This window comes from Streptomyces sp. NPDC059371, from assembly GCF_042751995.1.
GTDB lineage: Bacteria > Actinomycetota > Actinomycetes > Streptomycetales > Streptomycetaceae > Streptomyces.
The window spans coordinates 1-22,467 of record NZ_JBHYXD010000129.1; the positions used below are offsets into that span (position 1 = coordinate 1).

The following is a 22,467-nucleotide window of genomic DNA, read 5'->3' on the forward strand; positions in this document are numbered from 1 at the left end:
GGTGTCCTCGGTGACATCGACCCCGAAATCCCGTGCGATGCCCGCGAGACCGTCCGCGTACCCCTGCCCGAGGGCACGGAGTTTCCAGGCCTGACCGTGCCGATACACCTCGGCGAGGAGCAGCACGGTCTCCCGCTGCGGCCGGGGCGGGGTGAAGCGGGCGAGGACACGGCCGCCGGGCGCGGTGACCTGGACCGAGGGGGAGGGCAGCCGGCCCAGGGGAGTCGTGAGGTCGGCGGGGCTGACGACGACGGTGACGCGGAACGCTCCGGGCCTCAGCCGCGGCGGATCGACGGTGAGACGGTCGCCTTCGAGCCGGACGCCGGGCGCGGCCGGCTGGTTGTAGAACACGAAGTCCCCGTCGCCGCGCACCTTGCCGCCGTCGTCGGTGACGAGCGCGGACACGTCGAAGGGGCCGGGGACCCTGAAGGTCACGGCCCCGTCCGGCAGGGGCGTGTTGCCCCCGGGAACCAGCTCGCTCATGCCGCCGCCCGTCGATGTCGTGGCCCGTGCCCCGCGTCGGAGGTGCGGAGCACGGGCCGTCGGCCGCTCAACGGACGGTCCGGCTCCCGCGGTTCCCGCGTCCTGACGGCTCCCGCCGCCTACGCCTTCCGTGACCCGCGCGGGACCGGGCGGGGGCCGCGCAGGGTGGTGGGGGCCGGCGGGCGGAGCGCCCCGGAGGGTACCGCCGAGCGCAGCGAGCGCAGGGCGAGCAGCATGACGCCGATGTCGTCCAGGTAGACGGGGTCGGGCACCAGGTCGGTGGGCAGCAGGAGATAGGCGACCGCGCCCCAGAACACCCAGCGGGGCCCGGTCGGCAGTCCGGCCCGCCGCAGATCACGGCGGGTGCGTACGAGCCGGCGCAGGAGCACCAGCGCCACGGCGAGCGCGGCGGCGGCGAGTACCGCGGCGATGACGAGGACCAGGGTCCACGAGGTCGAATCCATGCGTCCGTCCAGAGATGTCGTCGTGTGCGCTTCCTTCCCGTGTGCCCGCTCGCGCCCCGGCTATCGCCCCCGGGCGGGGCCGTCCGGGCGCGCGTCCCCTCATTCCGGGGTGTCGCGGCGGCAGATGACGAACTCGTCGAAGACGTGCCGGCCGGGCCGTGAGCCGGCGGACTCGACGGCCCGGCGGATGTCCAGGAGCTGATCCGTGGTCATCTCGAGCGGTGGCTCGTCCGGCTGGTAGGTGGTGCGTACGGGGTAGTCCCGCCCCGGTTCCCGGGTCATCTCGATGTGGCAGCCGAGTACGTGGGTGACGGGGCGGCGCCCGCAGAAGTCGACGAGCCGGTCGACGGTACGGGTGAAGGCCGGCCAGTCCTCGACGTACAGACGTCCGGGATAGACCGTGTCGCCGGTGAGCAGGAACCCGGTCCAGGGGTCGAAGAACGTCACCGCGGCCTCGTGGTGCCCGGGTGTGGCCAGACATTCCAGCACCCGGCCGCCGAGGTCGACGCGCGCGACGGCGTCGGGATTCTCGTGGAACCCGAAGAAGTCCCAGGCGCCGCCGAGGGACGCGTCCACGACCTCGGTGCCGGGACGGCCGGTGAACTGGCCGTCCCCGGCGATGTGGTCGCCGTGCGGATGGGTGTGCAGCACGAGCAGCCCGTAGTCGTCACGGGGATGCCCGGCGAGCCAGGAGTCCATCAGCTCGTCGACGACCCGGCGCAGCGGGAAGTGGTCGGCCGAGGCCGTGGCGCCCGTGTCGATCAGGACGGCCCGCGCGGTCCCGAACAGCAGGAACATGAAGGGCGCCTCGTAGTCGATCGCCATGTTCTGGCGAAGGATCACCGTGTGCTCGTCGTAGGCGTGGACCTGGATGTCGGGGTCCGTGTTGTGCTTGGCCGAGGGCGAGCCGTGGATCCACCGCACGTCGAGGGGTGGGGCCGGCACGGAATCGTCGCCTCCACGGGCGCCGTCGGTCTGCTGCCCGGCACTGTCCACGCTGTCTCCCTCGGCCTCGGTCCCGCCGGGCCAGTGGCGGGGCCCGGGACCTCTAGTGTCGCGGGTGCGCGTGGTCCACGAGTGCCTGGGACACCGTACGGATGCTCCGGGCGATGTGCTGGAGCTGCATCACCTCGGCGGCGTACATCTTGATGGAGTGCTCGATGACGCCCTCCTGCAGGCCGAGGCCGGGCAGCTCGGAGCGGGCGGTCTGGAGTGCCGTACGGGCGACCCGTATCTCCTGCTGCACCTGGAGGTGGGCGTGGCGGGCGAGCAGGACGGGGTGCTTGTGCAGGACGGGGTAGCTCGCGTAGCGGCTCGGTACCAGCTCGCGCAGCCATTTCACCGCCGATCGCTCCCAGTCGAAACTGCCTGGGGTCTTGACCTGGCACGGCCAGTCCGAGGTGATCGGTGAATACGTCAGGGCCATGTTCATCGCTTCCGGGTTACGTCGGCGGGGGACTCTGGGGGCGGCCCCGGCATAGGGGTACCGGGGCCGCCACCACGGGTCTCGCAGGCGAGACCCGCTCGAGCACCCGGGACCCGATGCGGGTAGGAGCGGACGGCCCCCGGTGCTCATGGGTCGTGACCTGGAAGCATCCGGGGCACGATCCGAAAGAAGTATTTATATATGCCGCCAGAAGCGCAAGGACATGAAAACATTCATGCGTGATTTGTTGTGAATGATCCCGTGATGCCGCGGTCACAACGAGTGCGGATGAGACGTCCGCGTGATACAGGCCCCCTGTTCGTGACCGGGGCCCGTCCGCGGGAGGCGGGGCTTCCCGCGCCCGCCGCCGGGGCCGGAGCCCGGGGCGGGGTCAGTCCCGCAGGAAGAACTGGTGCTGCTCGGCGACCTGCTCGTACTCCTCCAGGCGCGCCTGGGTGCGCTCCGGATCGGCGTCGGTCATGGCCTGCAGCAGCGCCGCCGACAGCACCACGGGCGCCGCGTAGGAGTCGAAGACGAGACGGGAGCCGGTCCCGGTGGCGAAGGTGACGTCCGCCTCGTCCGCCAGCGGGCCGAGCCCGAGGTCGGTGACGAGAGCCACCTGGAGGCCCGCGCTGCGCGCCACCCGCATCGCCGTGAGCGTCTCCTGGGCGTGCCGGGGCATCCCGAAGGCCAGGACCCAGCTACCGCCCGCCTCCCGGGACTGGAGCAGCGCGTCGTAGGCCACCGAGCCGCCGCGTGTCACCACCCGCACGTCCGGGTGGATGCGGCGGGCGGCGTACGTGAAGTACTCGGCCAGCGAGCCGGAGATCCGCAGCCCGAGGACGGTCAGCGGCGTCGACTGCGACAGGGCCCGGCCGACGCGGATGATCTGGTCGGGATCGGTGAAGTCCCGCCGCAGGTTCTCCAGGTTCTCGATCTCGGCGTCCACCGCGGCCTGGAGCTCGTTGCTCGTGACCTCGGCGGGGGTTCCCGGGGTGCTGCTGCCCAGGGTGCTGAGCGCGATGGCCTGGAGGCTCTCGCGCAGGGCGGGGTAGCCGCTGAAGCCCACGGCCGCCGCGAAACGGGTCACGGAGGGCTGGCTCACACCCACCCGCTCGGCGAGGTCGGTGATCGACAGGAAAGCGGCTTCGGTGATGTGCTCGATCAGGTACTGGGCGATGCGCCGCTGCCCGGGAGAGAGCCGGGGGCCGTCGAACAGCTCCCTGAGCTGGGACGTGGGCGCCACGCCGGCCTCGGGCGCCGTCTTTCCCGAGGTGATCGCGGACGCCTGTGCGCGTGCCTGCTGCGGCGATGGCACCGGTGCGCGTCCTCCTTCATGTCCCACGAGAACTCAACATAGCTCACGGACCTTTCTGACCTGGGCCGGTCCGGGCGCAAGCAATGCGTGCGTTATCTGTTTCGGGCGTGGTCGCGGGGTACCCGCACAACCGTCACGACGTGCTCGCGTCCGCGGGCGCGCGTGTCTGTTCGCCGACGCGAGGGAGAGGGTTTTCATGAGCGTGCAACAACTGCCCGCGTCAACGGTTCACGTGATGCTCGGGGACTGTTCCGCGGCCGACGCCAGAAGTGTGCTCACCGTCCTGTGCGGCCGCTTCGCCGCGGACCGGGAGAGGGCGGACGAGCCCCACGACTCCGAGACCGGCCGGCCGACGGTGTGGACCGTGCTGTTCGACACCGCCGGTGATCCCAGCGGCACCGCCGGGCCTGTCGGGGAACTTTCGGGGCAGCCGGTCGTGGAGGCACAGGGTGGCCCCCGGGCGACACAACGTCTGCGGGAGGTTCTCGGTGCCGCCTTCACCGTGCACGAACTGGGCACGGAGGCCGGTGACCAGGAGGTTCAGATGAAACTGCGGCTGGAATCGAGTACGGCGCACGAGACGCGGCCCGTGTGAACGCCGGGTCGGTGGCCCGCGAAGGAGAGATCGGCGCCCGTCGCGCGGCGACCGGCTCCGCACGAGAGGGAGCCGCTCGCGCGGGGCTGGCCGCCCGGGGGGTGATCTACGTCCTGGTCGGCCTGCTGGCCCTGCGCATCGCCTTCGGCGACAGCGGCGGGCGGCAGGCGGACCGGGGTGGTGCGCTGCAGGAGATCGCCACGAAGCCGTTCGGCGCGGCCCTGCTGTGGGCTCTTGGCGCCGGGCTCGTCGGCATGGCGCTGTGGCGCCTTTCCGAGGCGCTGTTCGGCGCCGCCGGACAAGGCGGCGGCGACGCGGGCAAGCGACTGGTGTCCGCCGGGCGGTGCGTGTTCTACGGGTTCGTCGCGTACTCGGTGCTGGCCTTCGCGGCCGGCTCGCGCGGCAGCGGTTCGGGCGACCGCCAGTCCCGGGACGTCACGGCCAAGGCGCTGGGCGTGCCCGGCGGTCAGTGGATCGTCGGCGCCGCCGGCGCGGGTCTGGTCGCCGCGGGTGTCTGGATCGCCGTACGGGCCGTGATGCGCAAGTACCACAAGCACCTCAAGCTCGGTGAGATGTCACGGCGGGTCCGCAGGGCCGTCGACACGGCGGGCGTGGGCGGCGGGGTCGCGCGGGGCGTGGTGTTCGCGGCGGCGGGAGTCTTCGCGGTCCGGGCCGCCGTGGAGTACGAGCCCGACAAGGCCAAGGGGATGGACGGCACGCTGCGGTCCTTCGCGGACGCGCCGATGGGTCCCTGGCTGCTGGCCTGCGTCGCCGCCGGTCTCGTCCTGTTCGGGGTGTTCTCGTTCGCGATGGCACGGTGGCGGAGGGTGTGAGGCTGCCCGGCCGACCGCCCGGACACCGCCCGGTCCCTGTGCGACAGGGCCGAGATCCGTCCGGCGCGGGTCCTCGCCTCCCCGGCGCCGGCCCGGGTGTCTCGTGTCCGGCCACGTCGCGGGGGGGGGGGGGGGCCCGCGCGGGGGGGGGCCCCCCCCCCCCCGCCGCCCCCCCCCCCCCCCCCCCGCGTCCGTGGGCCGGTCAGGGCTGCGCGGTGAGTGCGAAGCTCTGGGCGGCCGATCCGTCACAGCCGCGCTGCGTGAGCTGCACGCTGTCGGCGGCGGAGGCCGCCGCGCTCAGGCACTTGCCGCTGTGCCGGGCGACGAAGTGGTACCGCCCCGTGCTCTCCTTCACAGGCTGCCACTGCTGATTCTGGCCGCTCGACCAACTCCACAGCTGCAGCGGGGCGTTGTCGGCAGTCGAGCGGTCGGTGACATCGACGACCTGCTGAGGGCTCAGGCGCAGCGTGATCCGCGTGTAGCCGCTGTCCGTCGAACGGAACTGGAACTGCTGGGCCTGTGTGCCGTTGCAGGCGTACTGCTGGATCGCGGTCCCGTTCGCCGTCCCGGCCGAACGGGCGTCCACGCAGGCGCCGTTGCCGGAACTGGCCAGGGAGTACCAGGTGGTCTCGGAGATGGGGTCCGCCGGCGGTACCGACGTGCCCGACCCGCCGAGCCACTTGAGCCCGTCCAGCAGGAACCGGTTCTGGGCCGCGCTCGCGAACGTCGACGACAGCGTGGTGTTCGTCGCGTAGTCCATCGCGTTGTGGCCGAAGTTCGCGTACAGCATCCGGTACTTCGTGTTGGTCCACACAACCGGGTAATAGCCGCTGTACCAGGTCTGGTTCGGGTCCGTTCCCAGCGGGAAGCTGCTGGGGTCGACCGAGGCGAGGACGCGGATGTCCGGGTTCTGCCGCAGGTCGTTGGACCATCCGTACCACTCGCTGACCGACGAGGTGAAGGTCGCGGGGAGGTTCACGGTCGAGGGATGCGTCCGGTCCTCGACCTTCAGGACGGCGGTCGTCGGTCCCCAGGTGTTGGACTTGAAGTTCCCGCTGCCCAGGAACTGGTTGTGGTACCAGGGCCAGCTCTGCGCGTCGGTGGTGAAGGCGGAGACGTGGAAGCCCATCCAGCCGCCGCCACCACGCATGTACTGCTCGAATCCGGCGCGTTGCGCGGCGGTCTGCGGCAGGTCGTCGAGAAACAGGACGACTTGGTAGGCGTTCACGCCGCCGTTGCTCAGCAGGTCCCAGTTGTTGCTGGCCGTGTAGGTGAAGCCGTTCGCCGCGGCCTGCCGGGGGAACCAGTCGTTGGCCTCGTGGACGAAGCTGATGTGGGCCGCGTCCCAGGTGCCGTTGTAGAGGGCGAGCACCTTGAACGGGGCCGCCGCGGTGCTGGCGTGGGCGGCCGGCGGTGCCGCGAGGCCGAGCAGGGTCGCCAGCAGGACGAGGACCCGCAGGACCCCGCGCGCCGGCAGGGAGTGGCTGATGCGCATCCGGTTCTCCTTCCCGTACGTGTCAGGGGTGCTCACGGGTAGCTCACGAGGTCGGCGACGTTGGTCGAGGAGTTGGACGGCCCGCCCCGGTCGTTGACGACGTGCCGGATGGTGCCCGTACCGCCGAGCGAGACGGTCACCATGTCCTTGAAGCGCACATTCGCGTTGTTCGGTGCCTCGATGGCGTGCTCGGCGGCGACGGCGGGGTTGACGTTGAAGTAGCAGTAACTGCCGAACCCGTACACCTCGTGGCCGGTGACCGAGGGCGCGACCTTGTAGGCGGCGTAGCCCTGTGTCGAACCGTTCATCCACGCCGCCTGGCTGGGCGGGTCGTAGGGCATCTCGTTCTGGTAGAAGTACGTGCGGCCGCCGTTGCCGTTCCAGATGGTCTGGTACTTCTGGTAGTGCTCGACGAACAGGCCGTACATGGTCACGTCGTCGCCGTTCACGACCAGCCCGGTGTCGGCCGTGTTGCTGGTCCAGCCGACTCCGCCGCCGTGGTCCGCGCGCCACAGCCACAGGTGGTCGCCGATGACGTCGTCGCTGTTGACGGTCAGGCTGGTGGTGGCCTTGCCGACTCCCGCGCCGCCGATGCGGAAGAACACGTCGTGCAGGGAGCTCGGGTCCGCGCTGTGGTCCGCGGAGGAGCCGCTCGGGCCCATCTCCAGCAGTTGCGCGGAGTTGGTGGTGCCGGCGTCGATCAGCAGCCCGGCGAGCTGGACGCCGTTCACGTCGGCGACCGTCATGGCGGTGATGCCGTTGTCGGGGACGAGGGTGGCGAGACCGAGGCCCAGGACCACGGTGTCGGCCCGGGTGACCCTGAGTGTCTGGTCGAGGTGGTAGACACCCGGCGTCACCAGCAGGTTCCTGCCCTGGGCCAGAGCGTCGTTCATCTGGGCCGCCGTCGCGCCGGGCTTGACGACGAAGAAGTCGGACAGCGGCAGGGACGTGCCCGCCGGGGTGCCCGAACTCCAGCTCGTCCCGGTGGAGTTGGTGCGTACGGACGGGACGAACACCTTCCAGGCGCCCGCCGTGTCGACGTACAGGAACGGCTTCTCGCGGGAGACCGGTGTCTGGGCCACCGTCGTGTACGGGGGGTTCGGGAAGCTGTTGGCGGGGGCGTTCCTGGCGCCGACGAAGACCATGTTCCAGTTGGAGCCGGTCCAGTTCGACCATTCGGTGTTGCGCGACAGCCACTGCTGCTGAGAACCGGAGTTGACCTGGCCGTCGATCTTCGTGTCGGCCATGTAGCCGCCGCTGGACCAGCCGCCGTCGTCCAGCGCCAGGTTGCCGCGCAGATGCATACGCCGGTAGGGCGCCGCCTGCGACACCGCCCAGCGGTCCGTCCCGGACGTGGGGGTCACCGACAGGTTCTCCGCCGAACGCCAGAAGTTCTGGGTCGCGTTGCCCTGGAACCAGTCCGCCTCCGCGTGCACCGCGCCCCGGATGTTCACGTCGTCGGGGAACAGGCCGAGGCCCGCGACCTGGGTGTAGAAGCCGACGTTCGCGTCGGCGCCGTAAGTGCCGGGCTTGAAGAGAAAGGCCTTGCGGGCGGTGCCGAACTGGTTGGTCTGCTGCTGGGAGAAGGCCGCGTCGAGGCTGCTCTGGATCGTCGCGGCCGGCGTCGACGGGTCGAAGACGGTGACGTTCGGGCCCAGGTCCGGTGTCCCGGGCGGCTGTTGTGTGTCCACGGCGTTGACGTAGAAGGACTGCGCCGCCGTGCCGTTGCAGGTGTACTGCTGAAGCTGGACGCTGTCGGCGGTGGAGGCGCTCGGCACGTCGAGGCACTTGCCGCTGCCCCGGTTCACGAAGTGGTAGGCGCCGCCGGCCTCCGCCACGGCCTGCCACTGCTGGTTGGTGCCGCCGCCGTACGTCCAGAGCTGGACGGGCGCGCCGTCCGCGGTCGAGACGCCGGTGACGTCCCAGGCCTTGGTGCTGTCGGCCCGGTTGCCGGCCTGGGAGTACCCGCTCGACGTGGCGGCGAACTGCCACTGCTGGGCCTGGCTGCCGTTGCAGGCGTACTGCTGGACCGCCGTGCCGTCGGCCGTTCCCGCGGCGCGGGCGTCGACGCACTTGCCGCTGCCCGCGTTGACCACGGTGGCCCAGCCGGCCGGTATCGCGGCGGCCTGCGCGAGTGCGGCGCCCGGGGTGGCGGCGCCCTGCGCGGTGGCCGTCAGACCCGACATCGTCGTCGCCACGAGCGCGGTCACCGTCAGCAGCCTGGCCGTTCGATGGCGCCCGGAGTCTCTTCGGGATCCGGGCAGGGGGAATCTGGACATGCGGGACACTCCTGAACTGGGTGGGGGGTTCATGTCCGTGAACAACGAATGCATTCATGGAGGTGGGGCGATCGGTGAACCTAAAGGTCTGCACCAGAGACGTCAAGACATGAAACAAAGAACGCCGTCAAATCGCCTTCAAACACGATGAGTTGAAGGTTCTGAGGTGGAGGACGCTTGAACTCGACTCCACGACAGGGGTGTTCACCTGCCTGATGTCTCCCGACGCCGCGATGCCCGGCGATTCACTTCTTGAAGACCCGTCACACGCGGCGGAGGGCGGCGTGTCAGGTGTGGGGTTCCTTACAAGGCGATGACATGACGGCGAACCGCACCCGCCTCACCCGCATCTCAGGGCACTCTGGTTCCGGGTCGGTGGCTCCTGTCCTGGAGAGACTCGGAAATCCACCGGCCACCGCGCCGACCGGCATCGCCGGTTCGTGTCCCGCGGCAAAGGAAGCGGCAGCCGCGGAACAGCGCCCCGGAGTACCTCCGGGGCGCCGTGCGTGCCCGGCGGTTGCTCCGCCGGAGGGACCCGGCTACCTCCAATGGCCGAGCGGGGCGAGTCCGCCGTCGCCGACCTCCCACGGGAGTGATTGCCTCGGTGGGGGACCGCCGATGACCCGAAGCCGGCCCGGCGCGGTGGACGGCGTACGGACGAACGGGAGACGGCAGTGACCGCAGGCACGGACACCGGCGCGCAGCTTGCGGCGCTGCCGCTGCTGAAGGGCCAGAAGGCCCTGGTGACCGGGGCGAACTCGGGCATCGGACTGGCGACGGCGATCGCCCTGGGCCGGGCGGGTGCCGACGTCGTCGTCAACTACGTCTTCGGACAGGAGGCCGCCGAGGACGTGGTCCGGCAGATCCAGGACTTCGGCGTGCGGGCCTTCGCGCACGAGGCGGACGTGTCCGACGAAGGCCAGGTCGTCGGCATGTTCGCCCGCATGCTGGAGGAGTTCGGCACGATCGACATCCTGGTGAACAACGCCGGCCTGCAACGGGACGCGCCCGTGACGGAGATGACCGTCGAACAGTGGCACAAGGTCATCGACGTCAACCTCACCGGCCAGTTCCTGTGCGCCAGGGAGGCGACCAAGGAGTTCCTGCGGCGCGGAGTCGTGCCGGAGGTCTCCCGCTCCGCCGGGAAGATCATCTGCATGAGTTCCGTGCACCAGATCATTCCGTGGTCCGGCCACCTGAACTACGCCACGTCCAAGGGCGGCGTCCTCATGCTCATGCAGACACTGGCACAGGAACTGGGCCCGCACGGAGTCCGGGTCAACGCCGTCGCGCCCGGTGCCATCCGGACCCCGATCAACCGCAGCGCCTGGGACACCCCCGAGGCGGAGGCCGACCTGCTCCGGCTGATCCCCTACCGCAGGGTCGGCGACCCCGACGACATCGCCGCCGCCGTCACGGTCCTGGCCTCGGACCTCATGGACTACATCGTGGGCACGACCCTGTTCGTCGACGGCGGGATGACCCTCTTCCCCGGCTTCGCCACCGGCGGCTGAGGCGGTGGGCGCCCGCGTTCCCCGGAGCTCCCTCACCCGTGTCCACCGCCGGCACCAGCCAATGAGGCCCGTATGAACAAGGCATTCGTCCTGTTGGCCGGCACTCCCGAGCAACTGCTGCCCGCGCGTGAGCTGATGGCCTTCACCCTGGCCTCCCACATCATCCTCGTACCGCTGGGCGTGGCCCTGCCGTTCATCACCCTCGTCATGCACCACCGCGCCCTGCGCCGGAACGACCCCGTCGCCCTGCTGCTCGCCCGCCGCTGGTCGGCCGTCATGGCCGTGCAGTTCGCCGTCGGCATCGTCACCGGCACCGTGCTCTCGTTCGAGTTCGGGCTGCTGTGGCCGAAGATGATGGGCACCTGGGGAGACGTCTTCGGCCTCGGTTTCGGGGTGGAGGCCTGGGCGTTCTTCCTGGAAGCGGTGCTGATCGCGATCTACCTCTACGGCTGGCGCCGCCTCCCCGCGTGGCCGCACTTCTGGCTCGCCACACCGCTGCCGCTCGCCGCGCTGATGGGCGCCTTCGGCATCATCGGCGCGAACGCGTGGATGAACACCCCGCAGGGCTTCACCCTGGACGCCCAGGGCAGGCCCACGGACGTCGACATCCGGTCGGCCGTGTTCACGCCGATGTTCGGCCCCCAGTACTGGCACTTCGTCGTCGCGATGTTCCTGACGGCGGGCTATGTCGTGGCCGGGGTCTACGCGGTCGGCTGGCTGCGGGGCCGGCGGGACCGGTACCACCGGCTCGGTTTCTGTGTGCCGTTCACCGTCGCGGCGATCCTCACGCCCGTGCAGTTCTTCCTCGGCGACAACATCGCCCGGCAGGTCTACCAGAAGCAGCCGGTGAAGTTCGCCGCGATGGAAATGGTCTGGAAGTCCGGCTCGCACGTTCCCGAGTACCTCTTCGGCCGGCTCCAGTCCGACGGGACCGTCAAGGGCGGCATCAAGATCCCCCAGCTCGACTCGATCCTGGCCGGCGGCAGCCCCGGCACCGAGGTCACGGGACTCACCTCCGTGGCCGCCGACGACCGCCCCACCGTGAGGCAGGCGACCATCGCGCACTGGGCCTTCGACATCATGGCCGGCATCGGCAGCGTGCTGATCCTCCTCGCGCTCTGGTACGGATGGTGCTGGCTGCGACGCCGTGACCTGCCCCGGTCACCGTGGTTCTTCCGGTGCGCGGCGGTCGCCGGGGTGGCCAGCGTGGTCACGGTCGAATGCGGCTGGATCACCGCCGAGGTGGGCCGCCAGCCCTGGATCGTCTACGAGCACATGCGCGTCTCCGAGGCGGTCACACCCACCGGGGCCGGCTCGCTGTGGACGATGTTCGGCGTCGTCGTGGTGGTCTACGCGCTGATGTTCGGCGCGTTCCTGGGCGTCGTGATGAAGATGAGCCGACGCTGGCGGCTCGCGGGCCCCGCCGGTGAAGAGGGCCACGGCCCGGAGGCCGACACGCCGTACGGGCCCCGCCGGGAGAGGGCCGGCGCGGCACACGGCTCCACCGCGCCGCCGGAGTCCGGACCCGGGCCGGGGGACACCCGATGACGGCCACCGTGGCCGCCTGGATCCTGCTCCTGGCGACGGCCGCCTACGCCTGCGGCGGCGGGGTCGACTACGGCGCCGGGTTCTGGGACCTGGTGGCCGGCGGCACCCGGCGGGGCAGACGGCCGCGCGGACTCATCGACGACGCGATGGAACCGGTCTGGGAGGTCAACAACGTCTGGCTGATCTTCGTCTTCATCCTCATGTGGACCGGTTTCCCGGTCTTCTTCGAGGCGGTCTTCAGCGCCCTGTGGCTGCCGCTGGCGCTGGCCGCCGTCGGACTGGTGCTGCGCGGCGCGGGGTTCGCGCTGCGCAGACCGACCCAGCGGCTGTCCCGGCGCCGGATGTTCGGAGCCGTCTTCGCCGTCGCCTCCGTGCTGACCCCGTTCTTCCTCGGCACCGCGGTCGGCGGTGTGGCCTCCGGCCGGGCCGCCCCGGGCACCACCGCCTCCGCCGACGCGTGGGCCAACACGACGTCCCTCGTCGCCGGGTTCCTCGCCGTCGCGGCCACGGCGTTCCTCGGAGCGGTCTTCCTCACCGCCGACGCCCACCGCTTCGACGCCCCGGACATGGTCGTGTACTTCCGGCGGCGCGCCTGGTGCAGCCTCGCCGCCGTCGCCGTCCTGGCCCTCGTCGGTCTCGCCGAGACACGCGACCACACCGCGTACGTCTACCACGGCCTCACCCACGGTCTGGGGCTGCTGCTGGTGATCCTGTCGGCGGTGGCGGCCGCGGCCACCGCCTGGCTGGTCGCCGGACGGGCCGCCGGCTGGGCCAGGTTCACCTCCGTGGGCGCGGTGGCCCTGGTGATCGCCGCGTGGGGCGCGGCGCAGCGGCCCTACCTCGTGCCCACCTCCCTCACCGTCCAGGAGGCGGCGGGCGCGCCGGGCTCACTGCACTGGCTGCTGATCGTCACGGCGATCGCGATCGTGCTCGTAGGACCCGCGCTGGTGGTGCTCTACCGACTCGACACACGAGGCCTGCTCGAAGCCCAGACCGACGCGGACGTCGAGGGCGGCGCGGGCCGCCCCGACACCGGCTGACGGTCCGGCACCCGGAAGGGCACGGAGACAGCCGTGACGGACAATGAGATCCTCCAGGGCCTCGGACTGATCGCCGTCCTGGCCGTCGGCTCCCAGCTCCTGGCGAACCGGCTGAGGATCCCCGCCCTGATCGTGCTGCTGCCGGTCGGCTTCACCGCGGGCGCGCTGACCGACATCGTCAACCCCGACAAACTGCTCGGGGACGCCTTCTCCCCGATGGTCTCGCTCGCCGTCGCCGTGATCCTCTACGAGGCCGGGCTCGGCCTGGACATCAGCAGACTGCACGGACACATGCACCGGGTCGTGGCACGGCTGATCTGGATCGGCGTCCTGATCACCTGGGGGGCCACCGCCGTCCTCGCCGTACCGCTGCTGGGCATGTCGACGAGTTCGGCGGTCATGCTCGGCGTGATCCTCGTCGTCTCGGGTCCCACCGTCGTCGGACCGCTGCTCCACTTCGTACGCCCGACCGAGCGGCTGCAGCGCATCCTGATCTGGGAGGGATCGCTGATCGACCCGGTCGGCGGCATCCTCGGCGCGCTCGTCTTCCACGCCGTCGTCGCGAGCGGCAGCAGCGATCTGCGCGGCAAGATCGGTCAGTTCGCGGCGAGTTCGGCCGTCGGACTGATCGGGGGCGCGGTGGGCGCCGCCGTCCTGTGGTTCCTCCTCAGCCGGCTGCACCTGGGCGAGGTGCTCGGAACGACGGCCCAGCTCGCCGCCGCGGTGGGGGTGGCGGCCCTCTGCGACGCGATCCGGGACGACACCGGGCTCATCGCCGCGATCGTGATGGGGATGGCCCTCGCCAACCTGCCGGGCGTCTCCCTCCCGGCACGCCGTCCCTTCCTGGAGACCCTGGTCTCGCTGATCATCGGGCTGCTGTTCATCTCGATCTCCGCCACGGTCACCCCCGAGTCCCTGCGGCACGTCATCCTGCCCACGCTCGGTCTCGTCGCCGCTCTGGTCCTCGTGGTCAGACCCCTGGTCGCGCTGCTGTCGACCGCGCGAACGGACCTGCCCCGCGGCGAGAGGGCGTTCATCGGCTGGATGGCACCCCGGGGAATCGTCGCCGCGTCCACCGCCTCGACGTTCTCCGCCACACTCGTGGCCGACCACGTGGACGGCGCCCAGAAGATCCTGCCCGCCACCTTCCTGGTGATCGTCGCCACGGTGACGCTGTACGGGCTGAGCGCGCACCCCGTCGCCCGGCGCCTCGGCGCGCTGCGTCCGGCCCGGGCCCGCCCGCTGCTCGTGGGCGGCGACCCCTGGGCGGTCGACCTGGGCGGCGCGCTGCGCTCCGCCGGCCTGGACGTGCTGATGTGGGCCGGTCGGGAGGAGCAGCGCGACCTGATCCGGGGGGCCGGACTGCGCCTGGCGCCGGGGGAACTGCTCGCCGCGGCCACCGGCGAGGGAGCCGAACTCGAAGGCATCACCGGCGTCCTGCTGCTCACCGAGGAGGACGACTTCAACGCGCTGGCCTCGGAGACCCTGCGCGGCACCGTCGACGGGTTCGTCCACCGGCTGGGGCCGCCCGGTCTGAGCCATGGCGTGGTGGCGCCCTACGCGAGCGGTGACACCCTGTTCGGGCCCGGGCTGAGCAGACCGGAACTGGCCCGACGCTACGAGGACGGCGCCCGGATCGTCTCCCGCTCCGCCGCCGACGGCATCCCGGACGGACACGCGCTGCTGTTCCTCGTACGCCCCGACGGGCGGCTGGACCCCGTCACCGACACCCGGACCCCGCAGCCGGGAGCCGGGGACACCGCGATCATGCTCGGTCCGGCCCGGACACGGGTACGGGCGGACTGACGCCGTCCGGCACGGACGGGCACCAGGCCGCCCGAGGGTGGGTCCGCCGTACCCCCCCCAGTACGGTGGGTTCGCCGTACCCCCGTACGACACCAACGGGCCAGTGCGGATTGCGGTCCGCCCCCCGGCTGGATCTCATGGTCTCCATGCAGCGACAAGCTTCCGAGCCCGACGACCTCGTATCGCCGATGGAACGCTCGCACTGGGTGGCCTTCGCCGGGATCCTGCTGATGGTCAGCGCTCTGTTCAACCTCCTCACCGGCTTCGTGGCCGTCTTCAACCACGGCTACTACTCGAAGGTGTACTCCCAGGGCAACCGGTTGCTGATCCTCAACTACACGGCCTGGGGCTGGATCTTCGTCGCCGTCGGCGTCGTCATGGCCGTGCTGAGTCTCGGTGTGCTCGTGGGATCCAGAGGAGCGCGGCTGGCGGGTATCTGCCTGGCCGTGTTCAGCCTGGTCGCGCAGATGATCTTCCTGCCGGTCTACCCGTGGTGGTCGCTGTTCACGATGCTCGTCTCCCTGCTGGTCATCTACGGCCTGCTGGCGGAGCCGAAGCATGTGCCCGGGGCGCGGGTGTAGCCGGCCCCTGCCCCGCGTCAGTCACGCAGCCGGTCCAGTGCCCGGTCGAGCGTGGTGGCGGCCAGGATCAGCGACAGATGGGTGAACGCCTGCGGGAAGTTGCCCAGTTGCTCGCCGCTCGGGCCCACCTCCTCCGCGAAGAGACCGACGTGGTTCGCGTACGTGTGCATCTTCTCGAAGGTATAGCGGGCCTCGGCCAGCCTGCCGGAGCGGGCCAGCGCGTCGACGTACAGGTAGGTGCACAGGCTGAAGGTGCCTTCCGAGCCGCGCAGGCCGTCGGGGGAGGCGGCGGGGTCGTAGCGGTAGACGAGGCTGTCGGAGACCAGTGTCCGGCCCATGCCGTCGAGGGTCGACAGCCACGTCGGGTCCTTCGCGCCCAGGAAGCCGACCCGCGGGACGAGCAGGAGCGAGGCGTCCAGGACACCGCCGTCGTAGTGCTGGACGTACGCCTTCTCCTCGTCGTTCCAGCCGCGGTCCATCACCTGCTCCAGGATGGTGTCCCGCGCCCGGGTCCACAGCGCGGTGTTCCCGGGCCGGCTCCAGTCGCGGGCCAGCCGCAGGCCGCTGTTGAACGCGGTCCAGCACATCACCCGGCTGTACGTGAAGTCCTTGCGTCCGCCGCGGGTCTCCCAGATGCCCTCGTCGGGGCGGTCCCAGTTGTCGGCGAGCCAGTCGAGGGTGCGGGTGACGGCCTTCCATCCCGCGTAGTCGGCCTGGACGCCGATCTGACGGCACTCCGAGAAGCCGTAGAGGGCCTCGCCGTAGATGTCGAGCTGGAGCTGGTCGGCGGCGGCGTTGCCGACCCGCACGGGGAAGGAGCGGCGGTAGCCCTCGAAGTGGTCCAGGACCTCCTCGCCCAGCAGGGGCGTGCCGTCCACCCGGTACATGATCTGGAGGGCTTCGCCCTCCTGGTCCAGGCGTTCCAGCAGCCGGTCGCGCAGCCAGTGGGCGAACGCCGTCGCCTCCTCGGTGAACCCGAGGTCGAGCAGGGCGTGCAGCGAGAGGGACCCGTCCCGGACCCAGGTGTAGCGGTAGTCCCAGTTGCGTTCGCCGCCGACCTGTTCCGGCAGTCCCATGGTGGCCGCGGCGACCGGGGCGCCGGTGGGCGCGTAGGTCAGGAGCTTGAGCGTGATGGCGGAGCGGTGCACCATGTCGGGCCAGCGGCCCCGGTACGTGGAGTTGCGCACCCAGTTCTGCCAGAACTCGACGGTCTCCGCCATGTTCTCGTCGGTCCCCGGCACGGTGGGCGGCGGTGGTGCGGCGGCGTCCGGACCGTCCACGGTGAACACGGCCACCGCCGTCTCGCCGGCCTTGAGCGTGACCGTGCTGCGGACGTCCTGGCCGTCCCGCTCCAGAGGGAAGGTGGTCTGCAGGAACGCGCTGATCCCCGGGCCGCGGAAGGCGGCGCCGTCGGGACCGACGGAGAGTTCGTGACCGGCCCGCCCGTAGTCGAAGCGCGGGCGGCACTCCAGGGCGTACTCCATCGTTCCCCGCACCGTCCGCGCGGTACGGATGAGACGGTGCCGGGCGGAGGCGGTCCCGGACCGGTCGGGAGGCATCCAGTCGAGGACCTCGCCCACTCCGTCGGGTGACATGAACCGGGTCACCAGGACAGCCGTGTCCGGGTAATAGAGCTGCTTCCAGGTGCCTTCCGGGCGGGAGGGCGCCAGACGGAAGAAGCCGCCGCGGTCGTGGTCGAGCAGCGCGGCGAAGATACTGGGGGAGTCGAAGCGCGGGGCGGCGAACCAGTCCACGACGCCCTTGGCGGAGACAAGAGCGGAGCACTGGAGATCCCCCACCAGACCGTGGTCGGCGATGGGCGGATAGCGGTCCATGGTGATCCAATCTCGAGGATCCAGGCATCTTCACTATCCGGCATGCCGGTCGTGCGCGCTTGCCCGCCCGTGGGGGAGCCGCCGCGCGGGCGGTGACGCGCCCGCGCGGCCGGATTGCCGAACGCCGGGGCGCCGGAGTTACTGGAGGGGACCGTTCCCCATCGAGGAGGCGCGCGCCGGTGTCCCGGGAGGTACCCGCATGGACCTGATCCATGTGCGCATGGTGAGTCCCGCCCGGCTGACCGACGCCGTGGCCTCCCTGCTCGCGGCGGACCCCCGTGTCGTCAACCTCGTGGTGCAGCCGGGCATCGCGCGGAAACCGGACGGCGACGTCCTCTCCTGCGACGTGCTGACCGGAGGGGCCAACGACGTGCTGCGCGGGCTGCGGGAGCTGCGTCTGGACGAGGTGGGCTCCATCGTCGTCGAACCGGTCGACATGGCGATCACCGGACACGCCCTGACGGCCGGTGCCGGCCGGCCCGGACCGCTGTCGCGGGCGCCGGTCTGGGAGGAGGTGGAGGCCCGCATCCGCGCCCAGGGCACGTACGCGCCGAGCTTCTACCTCTACCTGGTGGTCGCCGGGCTCATCGGCGCGGTCGGCATCGTCACCAACTCGCAGATCCTCATCGTCGCGGCGATGGTCGTCGGGCCCGAGTACGGCGCCATCGTGAGCGTCGCGCTGGGCATCGACCGGCGCTCGGGGCGGCGCGTCCGCGAGGGGCTGACCGCCCTGACGCTCGGGTTCGCGCTGGCCATCGCCGTCACGTTCCTCTTCGGCCTGCTGATCCGCGGCTTCGACCTGCAGTCACGGGCGTTCGAGCTCGGCGTACGCCCCGTCTCCCACCTCATCTCCACACCCGACTTCTTCTCGGTGGCGGTCGCCACGCTGGCCGGGATCGTGGGTGTCGTCTCCTTGTCCGAGGCCCGGACGAGTGCCCTGCTGGGTGTCTTCATCTCCGTCACCACCATCCCCGCCGCGGCCGCTCTCAGCGTCTCCGCCGCCTTCGGGAGCTGGGCCGAGGCGCGCGGAGCGATCATCCAACTCCTCATCAACGTCACCGTGTTGATCGTGGTCGGCGCGCTCACGCTCCGCGGGCAGCGCGCCGTCTGGCGCAGGGTCGGCCGGCGCGAGGCGCGGCCCGCCGGCGGGTGAGGGCCGCACCGGTCCGCGAGGACGCGCGGAGCGGTCGCGTCCGGTCCCGCCGGGGGAAGTGACAGACTGGCGCCATGGACGAGCGCGCATTCGACAGGTCTGGCCAGCATGCCTCCGTCATCGGTCTCGGCACCTGGCAACTGGGGGCCGACTGGGGCGAGGTGAGTGAGAAGGACGCCCTGGCCGTGCTGGAGACGGCGGCGGAGACGGGGGTGACCTTCTTCGACACCGCCGACGTGTACGGCGACGGGCGGAGCGAGGAGACCATCGCCACGTTCCTGCGCGGCCGGCCGGACCTGCACGTCATGGTCGCCACCAAGATGGGCCGCCGCGTCGACCAGATCCCGGACAACTACGTCCTCGACAACTTCCGTGCCTGGAACGACCGTTCCCGCCGCAACCTCGGCGTCGACCGGCTCGACCTGGTGCAGCTCCACTGCCCGCCGACGCCCGTGTACTCCTCGGACGCGGTGTACGACGCCCTGGACACGCTGGTCGAGGAGGAGCGGATCGCGGCGTACGGAGTGAGCGTCGAGACGTGCGACGAGGCGCTGGCCGCCATCGCCCGCCCGAACGTGGCGAGCGTCCAGATCATCCTCAACCCCTTCCGCATGAAGCCCCTGCGCGAGGTCCTGCCGGCGGCCAGGGAGGCGGGCGTCGGCATCATCGCGCGGGTCCCGCTGGCCTCCGGGCTGCTCTCCGGCAAGTACACCAAGGACACCGTCTTCGCCGCCGACGACCACCGGACGTACAACCGTCACGGCGAGGCCTTCGACCAGGGCGAGACCTTCTCCGGGGTCGACTTCGCGACGGGCGTGGAAGCGGCGGCCGAGTTCTCCGCCCTCGCCCCCGAGGGGTACACACCGGCCCAGCTCGCCCTGCGGTGGATCGTCGCGCAGCCCGGCGTGACCACGGTCATCCCGGGAGCCCGTTCACCCGAACAGGCCCACGCCAACGCGCGGGCCGCGAAGCTGCCGGAGCTGTCCCGGACCACGCTGGACGCGATCGGCGAGCTCTACGACCGACGGATCAAGGACCAGGTGGAGAACCGCTGGTGACAGTGGAGCGGGTTCCGGCGGCACGCTCCCGGGTTCCTGGAACCCGTGCCGCCGCGCCCCACGTCGGCCCCGCGCCGCGGGCGATGCTCAGCCCTTGGAGGTCCCGCCCGACGCGAGCGCGTCGAGCTGCCGGTCGTGCACGCGGCTGAGCACCAGCACCGAGACGGTCGCGCCGATCAGGGCGCAGAACATGTCCCACTGGGTGTCCCACACGTCCCCCTGCGTCGCCAGGAAGGCGTCCGCGCCGTGGCCGCCGATCACCGCGGCCGCCCACTCGAACATCTCGAAGAGGGCGCTGAAGGCGAGGCACGCGCACACCGTCAGCGGCGCCAGCCACCTGCTGCCGCGCAGCGGTGAGGTCCTGCTGAGCAGCTCCCGCACCAGGACGGCCGGCACGAAGCCCTGCATGAGATGCCCGAACCGGTCGTACGGATTGCGGTCGAGCCCGAACGTGTCGCGCACCCAGTCACCCAGCGGCACCTGCGCGTACGTGTAGTGCCCGCCCACCGCGAGCACCAGCGCATGCGCCGCGAGCAGGCAGTACAGCAGGTTCGTCAGCGGGAACCGCCGCCGGCCGAGCACCACCAGCGGCAGCCCCACGAGCACCCACACGGTCTCCAGCAGCCAGGTCGTCCCGTCGTGCGCGTGCCATGCGGACAGCGCCATGCCCGCCACCACCACCGCGAGGAGTGTGACGGGCAGGGCGTCGCGCGCGGCGCGCCCGGGGAAAGCGGGGTGCGGGCCGGTCGGTGCGAGGGCTGATCCAGGCATGGCGGGCTCCTTCGTCCAGGTGGCCCCATCGTGGTGGAGCGCCGGAGCTCCGGCATGAGTACGGGTACTCACCCGGTCCGCGTGTCATCGCCACCCGGGTCCGCGCCACGCGGTGACGAACATGTTCGTGACGTACTTGTTCGCAACGAACATGTTCGTTATCGTGAAGGAGTGACAGGACAGCCAGCTCCCCGCCCCAGCCGCCGCGAGCGCCCGGCCAAACCGGCCCTGACCAGGGACGGCATCGTCGCCACCGCCGTGGCGCTGATGCGCGCCGAAGGGCTTCGGCGCGTCACCATGCGCCGCCTGGCGCAGGAACTCGACACCGGGCCGGCCTCGCTCTACGTCTATGTGCGCAACACCGCCGAGCTGCACGCGGCCGTGCTCGACGACCTGCTCGGCGGTGTCGACCTGAGCCCGGCGCGGGCGGACGGCGACTGGCGCGACCGGCTCGTGACGGTCCTCACCTCGTACACGGCCGTCCTGTTCGAGCACCCGGGGCTCGCCCGCTCGGCTCTGGTGGCCCGCCCGTCCGGCGAGCGCTACCTGGACCTGGCCGAGGCACTGCTGTCCCTGCTCGACGAGGGCGGTGTCCCCGGCGACCGGGCGGCGTGGGCCATCGACCTGCTGCTCCAGTTCGCCACGGCCACCGCGGCGGAACACGCCCCGGGGGAGAAGGGCGCGACCGAGGCCGAGGGCGAGTGGGCGGCGCTCGCCGCGGCGGTGCGGGGTGCCTCGCGCGAGCGGCACCCGCACATCGCCGCGCGGGGCACGGACCTGCTCTCGGGTCCGGGCGAGGCCCGGCTGGACTGGGGCTTCCACGTCCTGATCAGCGGCGTCCTGCGCACACCCCGCCCCGACACGCCCGGCGCGCCGACCGCGACCGCGTCACCCGACACACCGTGAGCGTCCCCCGCCGACGGCCGCCGCCGGCGGGCACCACCGTCACCGGGCGCCGACGGTCACCCCCGTACGGAGGAGATCAGCCATGACGAACACCCACCACCCCATCGCCGTGATCGGCGCCGGTCTGGGCGGCCTCACGCTCGCCCGCGTACTGCGTCTGAACGGCGTCGAGGCCGCCGTGTACGACCTGGACGCCTCACCGGCCGCCCGCCCCCAGGGCGGCATGCTCGACCTGCACGAGGACGGGGGCCAGGCCGCGCTCCGCGCCGCGGGTCTCCACGAGGGGTTCCGTGCCCTCATCCACGCCGGCGGCGAGGCCATGCGGATCCTCGACCGGCACGCCACCGTCCGGATGGAGGACGCCGGCGAGACCGAATCCCGCCCGGAGGTCTCCCGGGGTGCCCTGCGCGACCTTCTGCTCGGCTCGCTGCCCGAGGGCACCGTCCGCTGGGGCGCCAAGGTCACCGCTGCCCGGCCGGCCGGGGGCGGCCGGCACGAGGTGACCCTCGCCGACGGGAGCACCTTCACCACCGACGTGCTGATCGGTGCCGACGGCGCGTGGTCGCGGGTGCGGCCCCTGGTCACGGACGTCACCCCGGTCTACTCCGGGCTCTCCTTCGTCGAGATGCACCTGCTCGACGCCGACACCCGGCACCCGAGGGGCGCCGAAGTCGTCGGAGGCGGCCTCCTGTTCGCGCTCGGCGAGGAGAAGGGCCTGCTGGGCCACCGCGACCCGGACGGCTCCCTGCACGTCTACGCGGCCCTGCGCACGCCCGCCGACTGGGCCGTCTCCGGCGCCGTCGACTTCACCGACACCGAGGCGGCCAGGCGAAGCCTCCTGGATCACTTCGACGGCTGGGACGAGAGCCTGCGCTCCCTCATCGCCGAGGCGGACGGGGAACTCGTCGCCCGGCCGATCCACGCGCTGCCTCCCGGTCTGCGCTGGGAGCGCGTCCCCGGTGTCACCCTGCTCGGCGACGCGGCCCACCTGATGTCCCCGTTCGCCGGTGAGGGCGCCAACCTCGCGATGCTCGACGGCGCCGAACTCGCCGCCGCCCTCGTCGCCCACCCCGGCGACACCGAGAAGGCCCTCGCCGTGTACGAGGAGGCGCTGTTCCCGCGCTCCGGGATCGCGGCGGCCGAGTCCGCCGCGAACCTCGCCGTCTGCTTCGCCCCGGACGCCCCGCGGGGTCTGGTCGACATGATGAACCAGTACCGGGGCGACGAGGTCGACTGACGTACGCCACAACCGGTGTGACGGCACGGAACAAAGGCGGCCGTCGCTCCGTCGGACCTGCCGCCGGGCCCGGGGGGGGGGGGGGCGGGCCCCCGCGGGCCCCCCCCCCCCCGGCGGGCGGGGCG

Annotated in this window: 20 protein-coding genes; 11 read left to right on the forward strand and 9 right to left on the reverse strand. The window is 71.6% G+C overall.

The genetic code is table 11. The annotated features are described in order from the left end of the window. The 5 genes from ACFXGX_RS39320 to ACFXGX_RS39340 all read right to left on the reverse strand — a co-directional run. On the reverse strand, window positions 1–483 hold a 483-nt coding region (locus tag ACFXGX_RS39320; RefSeq protein WP_384801952.1), incomplete at its 3' end, for a TerD family protein. Window positions 484–602: 119 nt separating this feature from the next. Then, window positions 603–947 carry a YkvA family protein gene (locus ACFXGX_RS39325; protein WP_384801955.1) on the reverse strand — a complete coding sequence of 115 codons (345 nt, stop codon included), beginning with the start codon at window positions 945–947 and terminating at the stop codon, window positions 603–605. A 99-nt stretch (window positions 948–1,046) separates the two neighbouring features. Beyond that, complete coding sequence (locus ACFXGX_RS39330; protein WP_384801958.1) at window positions 1,047–1,943, reverse strand: MBL fold metallo-hydrolase; 897 nt, start codon at window positions 1,941–1,943, stop codon at window positions 1,047–1,049. A gap of 52 nt (window positions 1,944–1,995) precedes the next feature. Further along, window positions 1,996–2,379 (reverse strand): hypothetical protein, encoded by a 384-nt coding sequence (locus ACFXGX_RS39335; RefSeq protein WP_382779871.1) that lies wholly within the window; start codon window positions 2,377–2,379, stop codon window positions 1,996–1,998. A 385-nt stretch (window positions 2,380–2,764) separates the two neighbouring features. Next, window positions 2,765–3,691, reverse strand: a complete 927-nt coding sequence (locus ACFXGX_RS39340) for a MurR/RpiR family transcriptional regulator (RefSeq protein WP_384801961.1) — start codon at window positions 3,689–3,691, stop codon at window positions 2,765–2,767. Between the two features lie 196 nt (window positions 3,692–3,887). Here ACFXGX_RS39340 and ACFXGX_RS39345 point away from each other — a divergent pair, with 196 nt between their 5' ends. Together ACFXGX_RS39345 and ACFXGX_RS39350 are read left to right on the forward strand one after the other, a co-directional pair. Beyond that, complete coding sequence (locus tag ACFXGX_RS39345) at window positions 3,888–4,286, forward strand: hypothetical protein (protein WP_384801964.1); 399 nt, start codon at window positions 3,888–3,890, stop codon at window positions 4,284–4,286. Then, entirely contained in the window at window positions 4,283–5,119 is an 837-nt protein-coding gene (locus ACFXGX_RS39350) for a DUF1206 domain-containing protein (RefSeq protein WP_384801966.1), read from the forward strand. Before ACFXGX_RS39345 ends, ACFXGX_RS39350 begins: the two co-directional genes overlap by 4 nt. Window positions 5,120–5,321: 202 nt before the next feature. Here the strand turns inward: ACFXGX_RS39350 and ACFXGX_RS39355 are convergent, their stop codons facing one another. Further along, the gene (locus ACFXGX_RS39355; RefSeq protein ID WP_384801996.1) at window positions 5,322–6,614 is read right to left on the reverse strand and encodes a ThuA domain-containing protein; all 1,293 of its coding nucleotides are present in this window, start codon (window positions 6,612–6,614) and stop codon (window positions 5,322–5,324) included. 32 nt (window positions 6,615–6,646) lie between these two features. Beyond that, the gene (locus ACFXGX_RS39360) at window positions 6,647–8,893 is read right to left on the reverse strand and encodes an RICIN domain-containing protein (protein WP_384801969.1); all 2,247 of its coding nucleotides are present in this window, start codon (window positions 8,891–8,893) and stop codon (window positions 6,647–6,649) included. Between the two features lie 719 nt (window positions 8,894–9,612). Here ACFXGX_RS39360 and ACFXGX_RS39365 point away from each other — a divergent pair. The 5 genes from ACFXGX_RS39365 to ACFXGX_RS39385 all read left to right on the forward strand — a co-directional run bounded on the left by ACFXGX_RS39365 (window position 9,613) and on the right by ACFXGX_RS39385 (window position 15,382). Then, window positions 9,613–10,407, forward strand: coding sequence for an SDR family oxidoreductase (locus ACFXGX_RS39365; RefSeq protein ID WP_384801999.1), 795 nt, complete (start codon window positions 9,613–9,615; stop codon window positions 10,405–10,407). A 72-nt stretch (window positions 10,408–10,479) separates the two neighbouring features. Then, window positions 10,480–11,955, forward strand: a complete 1,476-nt coding sequence (locus ACFXGX_RS39370) for a cytochrome ubiquinol oxidase subunit I (protein WP_384801971.1) — start codon at window positions 10,480–10,482, stop codon at window positions 11,953–11,955. Next, window positions 11,952–12,995, forward strand: coding sequence for a cytochrome d ubiquinol oxidase subunit II (locus tag ACFXGX_RS39375; protein WP_384801974.1), 1,044 nt, complete (start codon window positions 11,952–11,954; stop codon window positions 12,993–12,995). The genes ACFXGX_RS39370 and ACFXGX_RS39375 overlap by 4 nt, the downstream gene beginning before the upstream one ends. Window positions 12,996–13,028: 33 nt before the next feature. Further along, a complete protein-coding gene (locus ACFXGX_RS39380; protein WP_384801978.1) occupies window positions 13,029–14,801 on the forward strand; it encodes a cation:proton antiporter in 1,773 nt (590 codons plus the stop codon). Window positions 14,802–14,947: 146 nt separating this feature from the next. Beyond that, entirely contained in the window at window positions 14,948–15,382 is a 435-nt protein-coding gene (locus ACFXGX_RS39385) for a hypothetical protein (RefSeq protein ID WP_384801981.1), read from the forward strand. A 17-nt stretch (window positions 15,383–15,399) separates the two neighbouring features. Here the strand turns inward: ACFXGX_RS39385 and ACFXGX_RS39390 are convergent, their stop codons facing one another. Continuing rightward, the gene (locus tag ACFXGX_RS39390) at window positions 15,400–17,223 is read right to left on the reverse strand and encodes a glycoside hydrolase family 15 protein (protein WP_384802002.1); all 1,824 of its coding nucleotides are present in this window, start codon (window positions 17,221–17,223) and stop codon (window positions 15,400–15,402) included. Window positions 17,224–17,416: 193 nt separating this feature from the next. Between ACFXGX_RS39390 and ACFXGX_RS39395 the strand changes: the two genes are divergently transcribed. Continuing rightward, window positions 17,417–18,370, forward strand: coding sequence for a DUF389 domain-containing protein (locus ACFXGX_RS39395; protein ID WP_384801984.1), 954 nt, complete (start codon window positions 17,417–17,419; stop codon window positions 18,368–18,370). A 74-nt stretch (window positions 18,371–18,444) separates the two neighbouring features. Continuing rightward, window positions 18,445–19,428, forward strand: coding sequence for an aldo/keto reductase (locus ACFXGX_RS39400; RefSeq protein ID WP_384801987.1), 984 nt, complete (start codon window positions 18,445–18,447; stop codon window positions 19,426–19,428). 87 nt (window positions 19,429–19,515) lie between these two features. On the opposite strand, the gene ACFXGX_RS39405 is transcribed toward ACFXGX_RS39400, so the two are convergent. After that, window positions 19,516–20,094: a DUF2238 domain-containing protein gene (locus tag ACFXGX_RS39405; protein ID WP_384802005.1), complete on the reverse strand. Its 579-nt coding sequence runs from the start codon at window positions 20,092–20,094 to the stop codon at window positions 19,516–19,518. 276 nt (window positions 20,095–20,370) lie between these two features. Here ACFXGX_RS39405 and ACFXGX_RS39410 point away from each other — a divergent pair, with 276 nt between their 5' ends. Both ACFXGX_RS39410 and ACFXGX_RS39415 read left to right on the forward strand, forming a co-directional pair. Continuing rightward, window positions 20,371–21,105, forward strand: coding sequence for a TetR/AcrR family transcriptional regulator (locus tag ACFXGX_RS39410; RefSeq protein WP_384801990.1), 735 nt, complete (start codon window positions 20,371–20,373; stop codon window positions 21,103–21,105). Window positions 21,106–21,187: 82 nt separating this feature from the next. Next, window positions 21,188–22,342 carry an FAD-dependent oxidoreductase gene (locus ACFXGX_RS39415; RefSeq protein WP_384801993.1) on the forward strand — a complete coding sequence of 385 codons (1,155 nt, stop codon included), beginning with the start codon at window positions 21,188–21,190 and terminating at the stop codon, window positions 22,340–22,342. Window positions 22,343–22,467 lie beyond the last annotated feature (125 nt).

Bases quoted from the DNA above. Each gene is read 5' to 3' on its own strand.
- ACFXGX_RS39355 (WP_384801996.1), bottom strand. From the start codon at position 6,614: ATGCGCATCAGCCACTCCCTGCCGGCGCGCGGGGTCCTGCGGGTCCTC.
- ACFXGX_RS39385 (WP_384801981.1), top strand. From the start codon at position 14,948: ATGCAGCGACAAGCTTCCGAGCCCGACGACCTCGTATCGCCGATGGAA.
- ACFXGX_RS39375 (WP_384801974.1), top strand. From the start codon at position 11,952: ATGACGGCCACCGTGGCCGCCTGGATCCTGCTCCTGGCGACGGCCGCC.
- ACFXGX_RS39335 (WP_382779871.1), bottom strand. From the start codon at position 2,379: ATGAACATGGCCCTGACGTATTCACCGATCACCTCGGACTGGCCGTGC.
- ACFXGX_RS39415 (WP_384801993.1), top strand. From the start codon at position 21,188: ATGACGAACACCCACCACCCCATCGCCGTGATCGGCGCCGGTCTGGGC.
- ACFXGX_RS39400 (WP_384801987.1), top strand. From the start codon at position 18,445: ATGGACGAGCGCGCATTCGACAGGTCTGGCCAGCATGCCTCCGTCATC.
- ACFXGX_RS39370 (WP_384801971.1), top strand. From the start codon at position 10,480: ATGAACAAGGCATTCGTCCTGTTGGCCGGCACTCCCGAGCAACTGCTG.
- ACFXGX_RS39395 (WP_384801984.1), top strand. From the start codon at position 17,417: ATGGACCTGATCCATGTGCGCATGGTGAGTCCCGCCCGGCTGACCGAC.
- ACFXGX_RS39405 (WP_384802005.1), bottom strand. From the start codon at position 20,094: ATGGCGCTGTCCGCATGGCACGCGCACGACGGGACGACCTGGCTGCTG.
- ACFXGX_RS39360 (WP_384801969.1), bottom strand. From the start codon at position 8,893: ATGTCCAGATTCCCCCTGCCCGGATCCCGAAGAGACTCCGGGCGCCAT.
- ACFXGX_RS39325 (WP_384801955.1), bottom strand. From the start codon at position 947: ATGGATTCGACCTCGTGGACCCTGGTCCTCGTCATCGCCGCGGTACTC.
- ACFXGX_RS39345 (WP_384801964.1), top strand. From the start codon at position 3,888: ATGAGCGTGCAACAACTGCCCGCGTCAACGGTTCACGTGATGCTCGGG.